We start from the raw sequence: 15083 nt of genomic DNA, 5'->3' as shown, positions 1-15083 counted from the left end.
ACGCCGGTCTTGATGCAAGTCATTTCCGCGCGCATCCGGCAGTCCCCGGCCGCTGGCGCCGACAGACGGTACCGTGCCGTCCCGCGCGCCTGCCCACAGGCACTCAGGCCAGCGTGCCGCTGTCGCCGGCGTAGGCCTCCAGGCCAATCTGGACCACGGTGGCCACATCCTGGCCCACCGATTCCACAAACTCTGCCTCGGCCTGGGCCACGGCGTCATGGAAGGCCTGCAGCCAGTCCAGCCCGGTGGGCGTGAAGCACACGCGCCGCGCGCGCCGGTCGTGCGGATCGGACTCCCGCGTGACCAACCCCCAGGCCACGCACTGGTCCACCAGATCGGCCATGGCCTGCTTGCTCATGCCCGCGCGCTCGGCCAGGTCGGTGATGCGGTCGCCCGCCAGCGACAGGTGGCGGGTGATATGGATGTGCGCCGCACTCACCTGGTCGCGCGCCGCCAGGTTGGACAGCGCCAGCGGCACGGCCACATCGCGTGCCATCAGCTGCAGCACGCGGGCGTCGAACTGGCGCATGGCATGGCCCAGCAGCCGGCCCAGGTGGGTCTGGCGCCAGGCATCGCTGGGGGGAATGGCGTGGGGAAGTTCGCTCATGGCCCCATGGTAATTTAGTCAGGCAAACTGACTAAATATTTGTGGAATTGGCAAAACAGCACCCCTAAACTACTGTTCAAGCATCCAGCCTGTTATTCATTCCAGTGGCTGCACCCCATCCCGCCAAACCCTTCCAAGGAGAGTTTTCATGAACGCCATTGCCGCCAAGTCCGCCGACGCCAACAGCGAAAAAGCCAAGGCACTTGCTGCCGCCCTCGCCCAGATCGAAAAGCAATTCGGCAAAGGCACCATCATGAAGCTGGGCGAAGGCGAAGCGGCCCAGGACATCCAGGTGGTGTCCACCGGCTCGCTGGGCCTGGACATCGCTCTGGGCGTGGGCGGCCTGCCCCGCGGCCGCGTGATCGAAATCTACGGCCCGGAATCCTCGGGCAAGACCACGCTGACACTGCAGGTCATTGCCGAGATGCAAAAGCAAGGCGGCACCTGCGCCTTCATCGACGCCGAACATGCACTGGACACCGGCTACGCCCAGAAGCTGGGTGTGAACCTGAGCGAAGTGCTGATCAGCCAGCCCGACACCGGTGAGCAGGCGCTGGAAATCTGCGACAGCCTGGTGCGCTCCGGCGCCGTGGACCTGATCGTGATCGACTCGGTCGCCGCGCTGACCCCCAAGGCCGAAATCGAAGGCGAAATGGGCGACCAGCTGCCCGGTCTGCAGGCCCGCCTGATGAGCCAGGCACTGCGCAAGCTGACCGCCACCATCAAGAAGACCAACTGCATGGTCATCTTCATCAACCAGATCCGCATGAAGATCGGTGTGATGTTCGGCTCGCCCGAAACCACCACCGGCGGTAACGCGCTGAAGTTCTACGCCTCGGTGCGCCTGGACATCCGCCGCACCGGCACCATCAAGAAGGGCGACGAAGCCATCGGTAACGAAACCAAGGTCAAGGTCGTCAAGAACAAGGTTTCGCCTCCGTTCAAGACCGCCGAGTTCGACATCCTGTTCGGTGAAGGCATCAGCCGCGAAGGCGAGATCCTGGACATGGGCGTGAACGCCAAGATCCTGGAAAAGTCCGGCGCCTGGTATGCCTACAACGGCGAGAAGATCGGCCAGGGCCGCGACAACTCGCGTGAATTCCTGCGCGAGAACCCCGCACTGGCCGTGGAAATCGAGAACAAGGTGCGCGACAGCCTGGGCATTGCCCTGCTGCCCGTGGCCGCCGGCGAAGACGCCGCCAAGCCCGCCAAGGGCAAGAAAGGCGACAAGAACGCCACGGTGGATGAAGACGGCGTGATCGGCTAAAGCCCCCGAGCGGTTGTCCCCTCGCCACGCCAGGGGACTGCCGCCGGGCCAGGGCAGCGCCTGCCTGCGGCCTGCAGCGCACAGGCCTACGGTCGCTGCCCGCCGCCGCGTCACCACACAGGTTTGCCATCTTTGCGCAGGGTTCCCTGCGCCTTTTTTGTTTCTGGAGCGTGCACCGCATGGGCTTTGCCAAACTCTCCCTCACCGGCCGCGCGCTGCGGCTGCTGGCCCAGCGCGAGCACTCGCGGCTCGAGCTGGAGCGCAAGCTGGCCGCCCATGTGGACGAAGGCGACGATCTGGCCGCCGTGCTGGATGCGCTGGAGGCCAAGAACTTCATCAACCCGGAACGGGTGGCCCAGTCCGTGGTCTACACCCGCAGCAAAAAGCTGGGCACGGCCCGCGTGGTGCAGGAACTGCGCAACAAGGGCCTGGACGATGACACCGTGCGTGCGGCCACCGCACAGCTGCGCGCCACCGAACACGCCCGCGCCTGGGCAGTGTGGCAGCAGAAGTTCGGCCAGCCGCCCGCCACGCCCCAGGAACGCATGAAGCAGATGCGCTTCCTGTCCAGCCGGGGCTTTGGTGGCGAGGTGGTGAGCAAGGTGGTCAAAGGCCAGCCCCCCGATCCCGACCACAGCTGATGCCGCATCGGCCCTGTGCAGGGCCCCGCCTCACCACAGCCGGCCCAGGACCCCGCCGGCCACCAGGGCCAGCAAGCCGCCGGTGACCAAGACGCCATAGCGGGCGCCCCCGCTGGCAAAGGCCAGCGCGCTTTTAGCCAGGCTGCTGCTGGCCAGCACACCCAGGACTCCCCAATGCGCCACCTCCAGCGGCACCACCCCGCTGGCCGCCATCTGGGCCACGCCGGCGGCGGCGGCGTGCACCTCGGCCAGCGCCACCAGCATGGTGCTGGCCAGCACCCCGGCGCTGCCATAGCGCGCGCCCAGCCAGGCCGCCAGCAGTGACACCCCGGCAATCAGTGCCGCAATCCACAGCGCCTGCGACAGCTGGAAGGCCCGGCCGGTCGGCGCAGCCGCCTGGGTCTGCACACCTTGTGCGCGCCGCCACAGCAGCGCCACCACCCCCAGCAAGGCCAGCCCAGCCCCCACCAGGGTCCCCGCAGCCGTCTGCAGCAGGGCCGGCGACACCGCCCCCACCACGGCCACGAACAGCAGCAGCGACGCCAGATTGGCCAGCAACGCCGCCGCAGCGCAGGCACCGGTGTGGGCCGGTTCGACCCGCGCACGTTGACCCATACTGGAGACCGCAGCGGTGGACGAGGCAAAGCCGGCAAAGAAGCCCGCAATCGACAGCCCCCAGCGTGCGCCGAACAAGCGCTGCGCGACATGACCAAGCATGCCCACCGTCATGACCAGCACCCCAATGCGCCACACCATCAGGGGACTGACCGCACCCCAGGGATCGACGGGACTGCGGGAGAGCAGCGGCATGACCACCAGGGCCGCGGCCCCCAGCATCAGCGCATCCTGCAGCTCTTTTTCGCTGATCCACTCGCGGCTGAGCTTCTGCATCGGCACCTTGGCCTGCAACAGAATGGCCATCAGCACCCCCAGGGCTGCGGCCAGCGCCGCGTCTCGGGCGGCCAGCCCACCCAGCAGCGCGGTGAGCAGCAGGGCGATTTCGCCCGTCAGCCCCGGGTCCTCGCGGGCAGTGAAACCATAGGCCAGCGCCGTGAGCACGGCCACGGCCAGCAGGGCCGCAATGAACACGCCACTGCCCAGCATCCAGGCCACACACCCCAGCAGGCCCACCAGGGCATGGGTGCGCGTGCCCGCCATCAGCGCCGGGCCGGGATGCATGCGCTCGCGGACCACCCCCACCAGCAGGCCCACACCCAGGGCGGCCAGCAGCGCGCGAAAAATCGCTTCCCCTTCCATACGCCTCCGGCCCAGGTTGCAGATGGCCGGATTATCGCCAGCGCAGCGGCGCGCCGGAAGGCGGCGTCAACGCACGCGCGTGGCGCCCCAGCAGACCAGCGAGCCCACCGTCACCAGCAGCACGCCCTGCCAGAACGGCCACCCCGGCTGCACCGACAGCCACAGACTGGCCCACAGCGCCGACAGCACCGGCGCGAAATACGAGCCCGCCGCCATCACCGCCAGATTGCCGCGCTGGATGCCATGCTCCCAGCAGCTGTAGCCGATGGCCGTGGACGCGCTGATCGCCAGCACCTCCAGCCCTACGCCCCAGGACCAGCGCAGGGGCACGGTGTCCACCGCCAGCCACTGCACCCACAGCACCACGGCCGTCAGCAGCACGAACAGGCCCACACCGTTGAAACCACCGCCGTGGATGCGTGACAGCACCGAATACACCGGCCACAGGGCGGCGGCCGCGAACGCCAGCGCATAGGCCAGCGGGTTGCTGCGCATATGGGCCAGCAACTCCTGCCACCAGGGCAGGTTGCTGCCTGCGCCATCCCCGCTCAGCACCCACACCAGTCCCCAGATGCACAGCGCCACGCCCGGCCACAGCCACCAGCGCGCGCCCTGCTGGCGGCACAGCACGGCCAGCACGATGGTCAGGCTGGGCCAGAGGTAGTTGATCATGCCCAGCTCCATGGACTGGGCACGGTCCTGCGCCAGACCGATGGCCACGGACAGGCAGATCTCGTAGAGCACGAACAGCAGGCCGCAGCCCACCAGGTACACCTTGGAGACGCTGCGCAGCTGCGCCACGCGCGGCACGCCCTGCACCGCAAACAGCAGCGCGGCGCTGACGCTGTAGAGCATGGCCGCACCGCCTAAAGCGCCCAGCGCTTCGGACACCGAACGGATCAGGCCCACGGTGCTGCTCCAGCACAGCACGGCCACCAGACCGATCAGGGTGGCACGGCGCACGCTGGCAGCAGCGTGCGAAACAGGGGAAGCAGGAGTGGACATGCTGCGAAGAAACGGTGGATGACAGGGTGGGCGGCTGGCAGCGCACGCCGGAAAGCCGTGCCGCATGCGCTCACCGCCCCTGCGCAAGCGGCCGGCCGAAGCCGTTCCCGCCGCGCTGCGCCAACCGTGCGCAGGGCATTGTGCATGGCCGCAGCAGGGCCGTGGCGCAAAAAAGGCCCTCGCAAGGGCCTGGGTGGGAAACGCACGCGGGGTCGCTCAGGACTGCGTGTTGGCGGCCAGCGGGGTGACCGTGGCAGACGCGGCGGCGGCCAGTTGGCGCTTGCGCAGGAACCGATAGGCCACGCCCAGCAGCACAAACCACGCGGGCGTGGCGATCAGCGCCTGGCGGGTGTCGGCTTCCAGCGTCAGCAGCACCAGGATGCCGGCGAAGAAGGCCAGGCAGGCCACGCACATGGCCACGCCACCGGGCATCTTGTAGCGGGATGCGGCATGCAGGGCTGCCCGCTGGCGGCGGTAGACGATGTACGACAGCAGGATCAGCGACCAGACGAACATGAACAGAATCGCCGACACCGTGGTCACCAGGGTGAAGGCCTCCACCAGATTCGGCACCACCCACATCAGAAAGGCTCCGCCCAGCAGGCAGACGCAGGAGAACAGCAGGCCCCGGGCCGGCACGCCACCGCGCGACAGGCGGTGGAAGGATTCGGGCGCATCGCCCTTGAGCGCCAGGCCGTACAGCATGCGACTGGTGGAAAACACGCCGCTGTTGGCCGACGACGCGGCAGAGGTCAGCACCACGAAGTTGATGATGCCGGCCGCCGCAGGCAGACCCGCCAGCACGAACAGCTCCACGAACGGGCTCTTGCCCGGCACCACATCGCGCCAGGGGGTGACGGCCATGATGGCGATCAGCGCCAGCACATAGAACACGATGATGCGCACGGGGATCGAGTTGATGGCGCGCGGCAGCGTGCGTTCGGGGTCTTTGGCTTCGGCAGCCGTGGTGCCCACCAGCTCGATGCCCACAAAGGCAAACACGGCGATCTGGAAGCCCGCGAAGAAGCCCAGGGCCCCGTGCGGGAACATGCCGCCGTCGTTCCACAGATTGGCCAGGCTGGCCCCGCGCCCAGCGGGCGAGGTGAAACCGCTGGCCACCATGTACAGACCGGTGCCCACCAGCGCCACGATGGCAACGATCTTGATCATGGCGAACCAGAACTCGATCTCGCCGAACAGCTTCACCGTCAGCAGATTCAGGCCCAGCAGCACGGCCACGCAGGCGATGGCTGGCGCCCACTGCGGCAGATCGGGCCACCAGAACTGCGCATAGGCCGAGATGGCGATCACATCGGCAATGCCGGTGACGATCCAGCAGAACCAGTAGGTCCAGCCGGTGAAGAAGCCGGCCCAGGGGCCCAGCAAATCGGCCGAGAAGTCGATGAAGGAGCGGTACTGCAGGTTGGACAGCAGCAGCTCGCCCATGGCCCGCATCACAAAGAACAGCATCACGCCGATGATGGCGTAGACAAAGACGATGGATGGGCCGGCCAGGCTGATGGTCTTGCCCGACCCCATGAACAGGCCGGTACCGATGGCGCCGCCGATGGCAATCAGCTGGATGTGGCGGTTGGTGAGGTTGCGTTGCAGGTCGCCCGAACCTTCGGGGCCGGCCGTGCCGGGTGCTTTGCGCGTCATCTGGGGAAACCTTTGAAAAGCTGCCACCCGCGCACCCGCAACGCCGCAGCCGCGGCACCCGACTGCCGCTGGCAGGAAACCGGAAATCCGAAAAGGGAAAACCCTAGGATAAACCGCTGCGGCACGCCATGGCGCGCGGCAGGGTCCATGCCCCCTGGGACCGCCAGGGGCGGAGCCGGGGCCTAAGCCCTGGCCCGGTGCGCCGCACGCCCTGTGGGCCTGCACGGCATGCTATGGAAGGAGAAGCGCCGGGTTACAGGCCCAGCATCAGCTGCAGGTTCTGCACGGCCGCGCCGCTGGCGCCCTTGCCCAGGTTGTCCAGTCGGGCAATCAACACGGCCTGGCGGTATTGCTCATTGGCAAACACGCGCAGCTCCAGCTGGTTGGTGTCGGCCAGGGTGTCGGCCGCCAGCTTGTTGTCGTCCGTGGGCGGCAGCACGCTGACCCAGTTGGCGGGCGTGTTGGTGCGGGCATAGTGGCTGGCCAGCGCGTCGTGCAGATCGGCCGCCTTGGGGGCGCCGGGCAAAGTGTCCAGATGCAGGGGCAGTTGCACCAGCATGCCCTGGCGGAAATTGCCCACGGCGGGGATGAACACCGGACGGCGCGTCAGACCCGTGTAGTGCAGGATTTCCGGGATGTGCTTGTGGCCCAGGCCCAGGGCATAGGCCTCGTAAGGCGCAGCGGTGCCCGCCTCGTAGGCTTCGATCATGGGACGACCGCCGCCGGAGTAGCCGGACACCGAGGGCAGGCTCAGCGGAAAATCGGTCGGAATCAGGCCAGCAGCCACCAGCGGGTGCAGCAGGGCGATGGCGCCCGTGGCGTAGCAGCCGGGGTTGGTCACGCGGGTGGCGGTTTTCACCAGCTCCAGCTGACCGGCGCGCAGCTCGGGGAAGCCATAGACCCAGTCCGGCGCCACACGGTGGGCGGTGGAGGCGTCGATGATCTTGATGGCGCGACCGGTCTCGGCGGTGATGGCGTCCACCATGGCGGTGGTTTCGCGCGCCGCATCGTCGTGCAGGCACAGGATGACCAGGTCCACGCCCGCGATCAAATCGCGCTTGGCAGCAGGGTCTTTTCGCAGCTCGGGGGCAATGCTGACCAGCTCGACGCCAGCCATTCCCTGCAGGCGTTCGCGGATCTGCAGACCCGTGGTTCCGGCCTCGCCATCGATAAAGACTTTGGACATTCACTCACTCCCGCGCCCTCTGGCGCACACCCACACACTCCGCCAAGCGGCACGTTTCATTCCAAGGAATTAAGGGCCGCATTGTCACTGAAATCACGGCCGCTGCAGCGCCCCGATGCAAATGACGGGCTGGCGACAATGTCGCACAACCACGTATGTATATACGTATATGCCACTTGACAAAGCTCTTTTTCGTTGCGATGCAGCATGGTACATTCTTCGATTGCCATGTCATACGAGCCCGGCCGCCTGACCACGCGTCCATGGCAAACGGGTATTTCCCCTCCGTTCACAGAGACAAACTCATGAAGATTCATGAATACCAAGGCAAGGAAATCTTGCGCCAATTTGGTGTGCCCGTTCCCCGCGGCATTCCAGCGTTCACCGTCCAGGAAGCTGTAGAGGCAGCACAGAAGCTGGGTGGCCCCGTGTGGGTGGTGAAGGCGCAGATCCACGCCGGTGGCCGCGGTAAAGGCGGCGGCGTCAAGGTGGCTAAGACCATCGATGACGTGAAGAAGCTGTCCGAGCAAATCCTCGGCATGCAACTGGTGACGCACCAGACCGGCCCCGAAGGCCAGAAGGTCCGCCGTCTGTACATCGAAGACGGTGCCGACATCAAGAATGAGCTGTATGTGTCCCTGGTGACCGACCGCGCTACGCAGAAGGTGGCCCTGATCGCCTCCAGCGAAGGCGGCATGGACATCGAGGAAGTGGCCCATTCCACGCCCGAGAAGATCGTCACCGAGATGATCGACCCGCTGACCGGCATCACCGAAGCGCAGTCGCGCAAGGTGGCTGCTGCCATCGGCCTGACCGGCGCTTCCGTGGACCAAGCCGTAGACATCTTCGCCAAGATCTACAAGTGCTACATGGACACCGACGCATCGCTGGTGGAAATCAACCCGCTGAACTGCGACTCCAAGGGCAACCTGATCGCTCTGGACGCCAAGTTCAACTTTGACTCCAACGCGCTGTTCCGCCACCCCGAAATCGTGGCCTTCCGCGATCTGGACGAAGAAGATCCTGCCGAAGTCGAAGCTTCCAAGTTCGACCTGGCCTACATCTCCCTGGACGGCAATATCGGCTGCCTGGTGAACGGCGCCGGTCTGGCCATGGCCACCATGGACACCATCAAGCTGTTCGGCGGCGAGCCTGCCAACTTCCTGGACGTGGGCGGCGGGGCCACCCCCGAGAAGGTCACCGAAGCCTTCAAGATCATGCTCAAGAACCCCAAGGTCAAGGGCATTCTGGTCAACATCTTCGGCGGCATCATGAAGTGCGACACCATCGCCACCGGCGTGATCACTGCCTGCAAGGCCGTGAACCTGCAAGTGCCTCTGGTGGTCCGCATGAAGGGCACCAACGAAGAGCTGGGCAAGAAGATGCTGGCCGAATCCGGCCTGCCCATCATCAGCGCCGACACCATGGCCGAAGCGGCCACCAAGATCGTCGAAGCCGTCAAGTAAGAAGCCCTCGGAGATAAACACATGTCGATCTTTATCAACAAAGACACCAAAGTCATCACCCAGGGCATCACCGGCAAGACCGGCCAGTTCCACACGGAAAAGTGCCAGGAATACGCGAACGGCAAGAACTGCTTCGTGGCGGGCGTGAACCCCAAGAAGGCCGGCGAGTCGATCTTCAACATCCCTATCTACGCCTCCGTCAAGGAAGCTGCACACAACACCGGCGCCACCGTATCGGTGATCTATGTGCCGCCCGCAGGCGCTGCTGCAGCGATCTGGGAAGCCGTGGAAGCCGATCTGGACCTGGCCATCTGCATCACCGAAGGCATTCCCGTCCGTGACATGCTGGAAGTGCGCAACAAGATGAAGGCCAAGGAAGCGGCCGGCGGCAAGAAGACCCTGCTGCTGGGCCCCAACTGCCCCGGCCTGATCACGCCCGACGAGATCAAGATCGGCATCATGCCCGGTCACATCCACAAGAAGGGCCGCATCGGCGTGGTGAGCCGTTCCGGCACGCTGACCTATGAAGCCGTGGCACAGCTGTCCGAACTGGGCATTGGCCAGTCTTCCGCTGTCGGTATCGGTGGCGACCCCATCAACGGTCTGAAGCACATCGACGTGATGCGCGCTTTCAACGACGATCCCGACACCGACGCCGTGATCATGATCGGTGAAATCGGCGGTCCCGACGAAGCCGAAGCCGCACAATGGTGCAAGGCCAACATGAAGAAGCCTATCGTGGGCTTCATCGCTGGCGTGACCGCCCCTCCCGGCAAGCGCATGGGCCATGCTGGCGCGCTGATCTCCGGCGGTGCCGACACGGCCGACGCCAAGCTGGCCATCATGGAAGAATGCGGTTTCACCATCACCCGCAATCCTTCCGAAATGGGCCGCCTGCTCAAGGGCCTGCTGTAATCACTCCGTCTCCCGGGCGACTTTTTTTGCCCGGGTTACGCAGAATTACGCATCGGCAAGGGTGCCCGGCCCTACTACACTGGGCGCTCCCATAAAAGAAAACGCCAGTCTGCTCATGCAGGCTGGCGTTTTCCATTCATAACAGCGGAGTAAAAATGGAGTTCCTGAGCAATGCCGATTTCTGGATCGGCCTGGTGAAGATCGTCTGGATCAACATCATCCTGTCTGGCGACAACGCTGTCGTCATCGCCCTCGCAGCCCGTTCGCTGCCCCCTGAGCAACAGAAGAAGGCCATCATGTTCGGCTCCGGCGCTGCCGTGGTGCTGCGCATTGTGCTGACCGTCGTGGCGGCCAAGCTGCTGGAGCTGTCGTTCCTGCAGGTCATCGGCGGCGTGCTGCTGCTGTGGATCGGCTACCAGTTGCTCAGCGGTGGTGAAGATGAAGAAGGCGAAGCCAAGGGCACGGGCTCCATGGTCGCTGCCATCCGCACCATCCTGATCGCCGACCTGGTGATGAGCCTGGACAACGTGATTGCCGTGGCCGCCACCGCCCAGGGCAATATGGTCCTGCTGATCCTGGGCCTGGCCATCTCCATCCCTCTGGTGATCTTCGGCTCCACGCTGATGATCAAGCTGATGGAACGCTGGCCCGTGATCATCACCTTCGGCGCGGCCCTGATCGGCTGGGTCGGCGGCGAGACCATCGTCAACGACAATCTGCTGCACGCCTACACCGCAGCCCACCCCTGGCTGCACTACACCGCCGCTGCGGCGGGCGCCATCCTGGTGGTGGCCGTGGGCAAGTACATGCAGTCCCGCACGGCCAAGGCCAGCGACTGACCGCTGCCTCCGCGTGCGCGCCCCGCGCACGCCCCACGCTCAAGGCGCCTGCAGGCGCCTTGTTGCGTTCTGGGGCCTGGAACGCAGCCTTCCCCGCATGCAGCCCCCTCGGCGTGCAGGCCCGCGCGCGATACGCCTGCGCTGCGGGCTTGGCAAGCCGCACGCACCAAGTCCATGCCGCAGCCGTTGCTGCCTGCCAGCCTGTAGCCGCAGTGTCAGCCCATGCCTACACTGCCTGCATGGAAGCCTTGCTTGAAACCGCCTTCTGGATCGGTCTCTTCAAAATCATCTGGATCGACGTCATCCTCTCGGGTGACAACGCGGTGGTCATCGCACTGGCCGCCCGCAGCCTGCCGGCGCAACAGCAACGAAAAGCCATTCTGTGGGGCGCGGGTTTTGCCATCGCCATGCGGGTGTGCCTCACCGTCGTGGCGGCCAGACTGCTGCAGTTCCCGTTCCTGGAAATCGTCGGTGGCCTGCTGCTGCTGTGGATCGGCGTGGGCCTGCTCCAGGGGGACGATCCGCAGAGCGGCGACAGCAGTGCCCCGGGCAGCACCTCGATGTTCGCGGCCATCCGCACCATCCTGCTGGCCGATATGGTGATGTGCCTGGACAACGTGATCGCCGTGGCCGCCACCGCCCAGGGCAACTTCACGCTGCTGATGCTGGGCCTGGCCATCAGCATCCCGCTGGTGGTCTTTGGCTCCACGCTGATGATCCGGCTGATGGAGCGCTGGCCCGCCATCGTCACTCTGGGCGCCGCGCTGATCGGCTGGGTGGCCGGTGAAACCATCGCCAACGACCATGTGCTGGCCGACTTCACCGGTGCCCGTCCCTGGGTCCACTACGCCGCCGCCGCCGCGGGGGCCGCCCTGGTGCTGCTGGTGGGCACAACCCTGCAGCGCCGCCAAGCCGCCTCCGCCGGCCCCGAGCAGCGCTGAATCCGGCCCCGGGAGCGGTACGGCCAGACCCGAGCTAGCGGAAATCGCTCTTCCCGCCCTGCTTCGCAATCACCTGGATCCCCTCCATGCACATGCGCTTGTCCACCGCCTTGCACATGTCGTACACGGTCAGCAGGGCCACCTGCACTGCCGTCAGGGCTTCCATTTCCACGCCGGTCTGGCCCCGGGTCTCCACCGTCGCCGTGCACTGCACCGCGTGGTCGGCGTCGAGCAGCTCGAAATCCACGGCCACACGGGTCAGGGCCAGGGGATGGCACAGGGGGATCAGGTCGCTGGTTTTCTTGGCGGCCATGATGCCGGCAATGCGGGCAATGCCCAGCACATCGCCTTTCTTGGCCGTGCCGCTGGCGATGATGGCCAGGGTGGCCGGCGCCATCACGATGCGGCCTTCAGCCACGGCGATGCGGTGGGTGTCGGGTTTGCCGCCGACATCCACCATGTGGGCCTGTCCGTGTGCGTCGAAGTGGGTGAGTTGGTCTGCCATAGAAATACCGTGAAATGCGAGGAAAAGCCGGGTACTGCGCCGGGCCGCACCCGGGTCGGCCGGTCCCGACCGAACGCTGCCCAGGAACATTGAGCGATTGCAGGCATCATACGGGGGTGATTCCGCCGCGCCTGCACCGGCCGCCAAGGGTATAGCGCCTGCGATACCCGGTACGGCCCGGTGCACAAGCCATCGCCGGGAGCGGCGCCTTGGCTGCTGCAGCACCTGGCACCCCGGGCGTTGCGGCGGGCCCTGCCTGTGATTTCTGCCGACTTTTCTGCCATGCAACTTTCTGTGCGAAAAATGCCTGTGGCGCGCATCCTGTCTGCGCTGGGCGCTACGTTTCTGTTCAGTGTCATTCCCGCCAGCCTGCCCACGGCCCAGGCCCAGAACGTGGCCTTGCCGCGCATGGGCGACGGTGCGGAGCTGACCGCCAACGACGAGCGCCGTCTGGGTGACAGCATCATCCGCCAGCTCTACCGCGACCCGGACTACATCGACGACCCGGTGGTGCACAGCTATGTAATGGGCATCTGGTACCCGCTAAAGGAGGCCGCCGCCCAGCGTGGCGAGCTGTCGCCCGAGCTGGACGAACGCTTTGCCTGGGAGGTGCTGCTGGGCCGCGACCGCAGCATCAACGCCTTTGCCCTGCCCGGCGGCTTTCTGGGCGTGCACCTGGGACTGGTGGGGGCCGTCGCCACACGCGATGAACTCGCCTCGGTGCTGGCCCACGAACTCAGCCACGTCACCCAGCGCCACATTGCTCGGCTGATCGCCCAGGACAAGCGCAGCACGCCGCTGATGGTGGCCAGCATGATCCTGGGGGCGCTGGCAGCCAGCCGCAGCCCGGACGCCGGCATGGCCATGATGATGGGCGGCCAGGCCCTGGCCGTGCAGAACCAGCTGAACTTCTCCCGCGACATGGAGCGCGAGGCCGACCGAGTGGGCTACGGCCTGATGGCGCCGGCCGGCTTTGCCCCGGCCGGCTTTGCCAGCATGTTCGAGCGCCTGCAGCAGGCCAACCGCATCAACGACAACGGCAGCTGGCCCTATCTGCGCAGCCACCCGCTGACCACGGAGCGCATGGCCGATATGCAGGCCCGCACCCAGATGCTGGGCCAGGCCGCCCAGGCCAAGCCTGCCACGCTGGAGCACGCCATGGTCAGCGCCCGCGCCCGCGTGCTGACCCGTCCCGGGCCGGATGCGCTGCGCCAATGGGCGGCCCTGCCAACCCAGCACAGCTTCGCCCAGCAGACCCCTGCCCAGCAGGCCGGCACGCTGTATGCCGCCATCCACGGCCTGCTGCAGCTGCGCGATCTGGCCGGCGCCGAAGCGCTGCTGCCCCGCCTGCAGGCCCTGACCCAGGGCGATGCCGCCGCCCAGCGCCAGACCCTGTGGCTGGCCGCCGAGCTGGCCCTGGCCGCAGAACGCCCGCAACAGGCTTTGCAAAGATTGGAACAGCTTCCGCCCGCCCCTGCCGCACAGCACCCCAATCCGGAGGCGGAGCGCACAACGCTGCTGCAGCGGGCCCAGGCCCTGTCGATGCTGCACCGCAGCGCAGAGGTGGCGGGCGCACTGCAAACCTGGGTCAGCGACCATCCCCAGGATGCAGCCGCCTGGCAGGCCCTGGCCCGCGCCTCGCGCGAATCCGGCCAGCCGCTGCGTGCGCTGCGGGCCGAGGCCGAGGCATCCGTCGCCCAGTACGACTACGCGGCGGCCGTGGACCGCTTCAAGGCCGGCCAGCAGCTGGGCCAGCGCAGCGGTGCCCAGGCCGACCACTTCGAAGCCTCCATCATCGACACGCGGCTGCGTGCCGTGCAGGCCCTGCTACGGGAACAGACGGCCCAGCGCTGAGTCGATGACCATGCCCAGCAGCGAGTAGAGGAAGGCGGCCCACACCGCCGCCCAGAAGCCGCTGACGCTCAGGCCCGACAGCAGGTTGGCAGCGGCCCAGAACATCAGGCCGTTGATGATGAACAGGAACAGCCCCACGGTGAGCAGCGTGACCGGCAAGGTCAGCACCACCAGGATGGGGCGCACCAGCAGGTTCAACAGGCTGATGACCACCACCGCCCACAGGGCCGAACCAAAACTGTGCACCTGCAGCCCGCTGTAGACGGAGGCCACCAGCAGCAGTGCGCACGCACTGAGAATCCAGTTGAGCAGCAATTTCATGCCAGCCAGCATAGCGCAGCAGGCCGGCGTGCGGGGTGCCAGCCCCCGCGAGCACCAAAAAGAAAGGCTGCGGGGGTACCGCAGCCTCGGATACAGCGACCGGCGTGCAGTGCCACAGCGGCACCGCACCGGGCAACGCGTCAGATCAGTGCTTCTTCCAGGAACACACCCAGGCAGGTGGCCATGGCCGCCAGCACGGCGGGCAGGGCACGGCCGGTCTGCAGCTTGCCCTTGCCCAGGACCGCCGGCGCGTGCACCGGTGCGGTATGGGATTCCAGCTTGGGACGGCGCAGGTCAATGATCTGGGGCGAGGTGCCCAGTTCCTGGCGCAGCTGGTCCACCACTTCGGCCAGCGGGCCCCGGGCCAGCAGCGGAGTGACCTGGCCCGCACTGCCCTGCAGCAGCGGCAGGGAGGCCGCAAACAGCTTGTCCGCCCATTTGGTGCGCCAGTTCTCACGCGCGCGGTTGCTCACCCATTTGCTCACGCGGTGGGTGATGCGCGGCGCACAGGCGACCACCACCCAGTGGGTATTGGCAGCACGGGGGGCCTGGGCCATGGACTGCAGCAGCGGCTGGGCATACTCCGCATCGTCCAGATACACGATGATGGTTTCCACGCG

At 66.5% G+C, this 15083-nt stretch carries 15 protein-coding genes; 7 read left to right on the top strand and 8 right to left on the bottom strand.

The window, feature by feature from the left end:
- Positions 1-103: 103 nt before the first annotated feature.
- Positions 104-607 carry a MarR family winged helix-turn-helix transcriptional regulator gene (locus tag B3349_RS03755; RefSeq protein WP_066538081.1) on the bottom strand — a complete coding sequence of 168 codons (504 nt, stop codon included), beginning with the start codon at positions 605-607 and terminating at the stop codon, positions 104-106.
- A 148-nt stretch (positions 608-755) separates the two neighbouring features.
- Between B3349_RS03755 and recA the strand changes: the two genes are divergently transcribed.
- Complete coding sequence (gene recA / locus B3349_RS03750) at positions 756-1874, top strand: recombinase RecA (protein WP_066538084.1); 1119 nt, start codon at positions 756-758, stop codon at positions 1872-1874.
- A gap of 179 nt (positions 1875-2053) precedes the next feature.
- Positions 2054-2515: a recombination regulator RecX gene (gene recX, locus B3349_RS03745; RefSeq protein ID WP_066538087.1), complete on the top strand. Its 462-nt coding sequence runs from the start codon at positions 2054-2056 to the stop codon at positions 2513-2515.
- A gap of 30 nt (positions 2516-2545) precedes the next feature.
- Here recX and B3349_RS03740 read toward each other — a convergent pair whose 3' ends face one another.
- From B3349_RS03740 to argC, 4 genes are all read right to left on the bottom strand, one after another.
- Entirely contained in the window at positions 2546-3772 is a 1227-nt protein-coding gene (locus B3349_RS03740) for an MgtC/SapB family protein (protein ID WP_291586500.1), read from the bottom strand.
- Positions 3773-3838: 66 nt separating this feature from the next.
- Positions 3839-4777 carry an aromatic amino acid DMT transporter YddG gene (yddG, locus tag B3349_RS03735; RefSeq protein WP_291586498.1) on the bottom strand — a complete coding sequence of 313 codons (939 nt, stop codon included), beginning with the start codon at positions 4775-4777 and terminating at the stop codon, positions 3839-3841.
- 216 nt (positions 4778-4993) lie between these two features.
- Positions 4994-6436: a D-serine/D-alanine/glycine transporter gene (gene cycA / locus B3349_RS03730; RefSeq protein WP_291586496.1), complete on the bottom strand. Its 1443-nt coding sequence runs from the start codon at positions 6434-6436 to the stop codon at positions 4994-4996.
- A 253-nt stretch (positions 6437-6689) separates the two neighbouring features.
- The gene (argC, locus tag B3349_RS03725; RefSeq protein ID WP_192334457.1) at positions 6690-7622 is read right to left on the bottom strand and encodes an N-acetyl-gamma-glutamyl-phosphate reductase; all 933 of its coding nucleotides are present in this window, start codon (positions 7620-7622) and stop codon (positions 6690-6692) included.
- A 305-nt stretch (positions 7623-7927) separates the two neighbouring features.
- Here argC and sucC point away from each other — a divergent pair, with 305 nt between their 5' ends.
- From sucC to B3349_RS03705, 4 genes are all read left to right on the top strand, one after another.
- Positions 7928-9088 carry an ADP-forming succinate--CoA ligase subunit beta gene (gene sucC / locus B3349_RS03720; RefSeq protein ID WP_192334460.1) on the top strand — a complete coding sequence of 387 codons (1161 nt, stop codon included), beginning with the start codon at positions 7928-7930 and terminating at the stop codon, positions 9086-9088.
- Positions 9089-9109: 21 nt separating this feature from the next.
- Positions 9110-10003: a succinate--CoA ligase subunit alpha gene (sucD, locus tag B3349_RS03715; RefSeq protein WP_066538099.1), complete on the top strand. Its 894-nt coding sequence runs from the start codon at positions 9110-9112 to the stop codon at positions 10001-10003.
- Positions 10004-10158: 155 nt separating this feature from the next.
- Positions 10159-10842: a TerC family protein gene (locus tag B3349_RS03710; RefSeq protein ID WP_066538101.1), complete on the top strand. Its 684-nt coding sequence runs from the start codon at positions 10159-10161 to the stop codon at positions 10840-10842.
- A 239-nt stretch (positions 10843-11081) separates the two neighbouring features.
- Positions 11082-11783 carry a TerC family protein gene (locus B3349_RS03705; protein ID WP_291586491.1) on the top strand — a complete coding sequence of 234 codons (702 nt, stop codon included), beginning with the start codon at positions 11082-11084 and terminating at the stop codon, positions 11781-11783.
- Positions 11784-11817: 34 nt separating this feature from the next.
- Here B3349_RS03705 and moaC read toward each other — a convergent pair whose 3' ends face one another.
- Positions 11818-12288, bottom strand: a complete 471-nt coding sequence (moaC, locus tag B3349_RS03700) for a cyclic pyranopterin monophosphate synthase MoaC (protein WP_291586490.1) — start codon at positions 12286-12288, stop codon at positions 11818-11820.
- Between the two features lie 282 nt (positions 12289-12570).
- On the opposite strand from moaC, the gene B3349_RS03695 reads away from it, so the two are divergent.
- Positions 12571-14142, top strand: coding sequence for a M48 family metalloprotease (locus B3349_RS03695; RefSeq protein ID WP_414646848.1), 1572 nt, complete (start codon positions 12571-12573; stop codon positions 14140-14142).
- On the opposite strand, the gene B3349_RS03690 is transcribed toward B3349_RS03695, so the two are convergent.
- Positions 14116-14463, bottom strand: coding sequence for a phage holin family protein (locus tag B3349_RS03690; protein ID WP_218333225.1), 348 nt, complete (start codon positions 14461-14463; stop codon positions 14116-14118). The genes B3349_RS03695 and B3349_RS03690 overlap by 27 nt on opposite strands.
- Before the next feature lie 140 nt (positions 14464-14603).
- Positions 14604-15080 carry a hypothetical protein gene (locus B3349_RS03685; protein WP_291586489.1) on the bottom strand — a complete coding sequence of 159 codons (477 nt, stop codon included), beginning with the start codon at positions 15078-15080 and terminating at the stop codon, positions 14604-14606.
- Between the last annotated feature and the right edge of the window lie 3 nt (positions 15081-15083).

The sequence above is a fragment of the Comamonas sp. UBA7528 genome, from assembly GCF_002479375.1.
Classification (GTDB): Bacteria; Pseudomonadota; Gammaproteobacteria; order Burkholderiales; family Burkholderiaceae_C; genus Comamonas.
Note: the sequence above shows the minus strand (reverse complement) of the source record. Positions and strands in the feature narration are given on the sequence as shown.

Excerpts from the sequence above, each read along its gene's own strand:
- moaC (WP_291586490.1), bottom strand. The coding sequence starts at position 12,288 with ATGGCAGACCAACTCACCCACTTCGACGCACACGGACAGGCCCACATG.
- B3349_RS03690 (WP_218333225.1), bottom strand. The coding sequence starts at position 14,463 with ATGAAATTGCTGCTCAACTGGATTCTCAGTGCGTGCGCACTGCTGCTG.
- B3349_RS03755 (WP_066538081.1), bottom strand. The coding sequence starts at position 607 with ATGAGCGAACTTCCCCACGCCATTCCCCCCAGCGATGCCTGGCGCCAG.
- argC (WP_192334457.1), bottom strand. The coding sequence starts at position 7,622 with ATGTCCAAAGTCTTTATCGATGGCGAGGCCGGAACCACGGGTCTGCAG.
- cycA (WP_291586496.1), bottom strand. The coding sequence starts at position 6,436 with ATGACGCGCAAAGCACCCGGCACGGCCGGCCCCGAAGGTTCGGGCGAC.
- sucC (WP_192334460.1), top strand. The coding sequence starts at position 7,928 with ATGAAGATTCATGAATACCAAGGCAAGGAAATCTTGCGCCAATTTGGT.
- B3349_RS03705 (WP_291586491.1), top strand. The coding sequence starts at position 11,082 with ATGGAAGCCTTGCTTGAAACCGCCTTCTGGATCGGTCTCTTCAAAATC.
- B3349_RS03740 (WP_291586500.1), bottom strand. The coding sequence starts at position 3,772 with ATGGAAGGGGAAGCGATTTTTCGCGCGCTGCTGGCCGCCCTGGGTGTG.
- recA (WP_066538084.1), top strand. The coding sequence starts at position 756 with ATGAACGCCATTGCCGCCAAGTCCGCCGACGCCAACAGCGAAAAAGCC.
- B3349_RS03710 (WP_066538101.1), top strand. The coding sequence starts at position 10,159 with ATGGAGTTCCTGAGCAATGCCGATTTCTGGATCGGCCTGGTGAAGATC.
- recX (WP_066538087.1), top strand. The coding sequence starts at position 2,054 with ATGGGCTTTGCCAAACTCTCCCTCACCGGCCGCGCGCTGCGGCTGCTG.
- B3349_RS03695 (WP_414646848.1), top strand. The coding sequence starts at position 12,571 with ATGCAACTTTCTGTGCGAAAAATGCCTGTGGCGCGCATCCTGTCTGCG.
- sucD (WP_066538099.1), top strand. The coding sequence starts at position 9,110 with ATGTCGATCTTTATCAACAAAGACACCAAAGTCATCACCCAGGGCATC.
- yddG (WP_291586498.1), bottom strand. The coding sequence starts at position 4,777 with ATGTCCACTCCTGCTTCCCCTGTTTCGCACGCTGCTGCCAGCGTGCGC.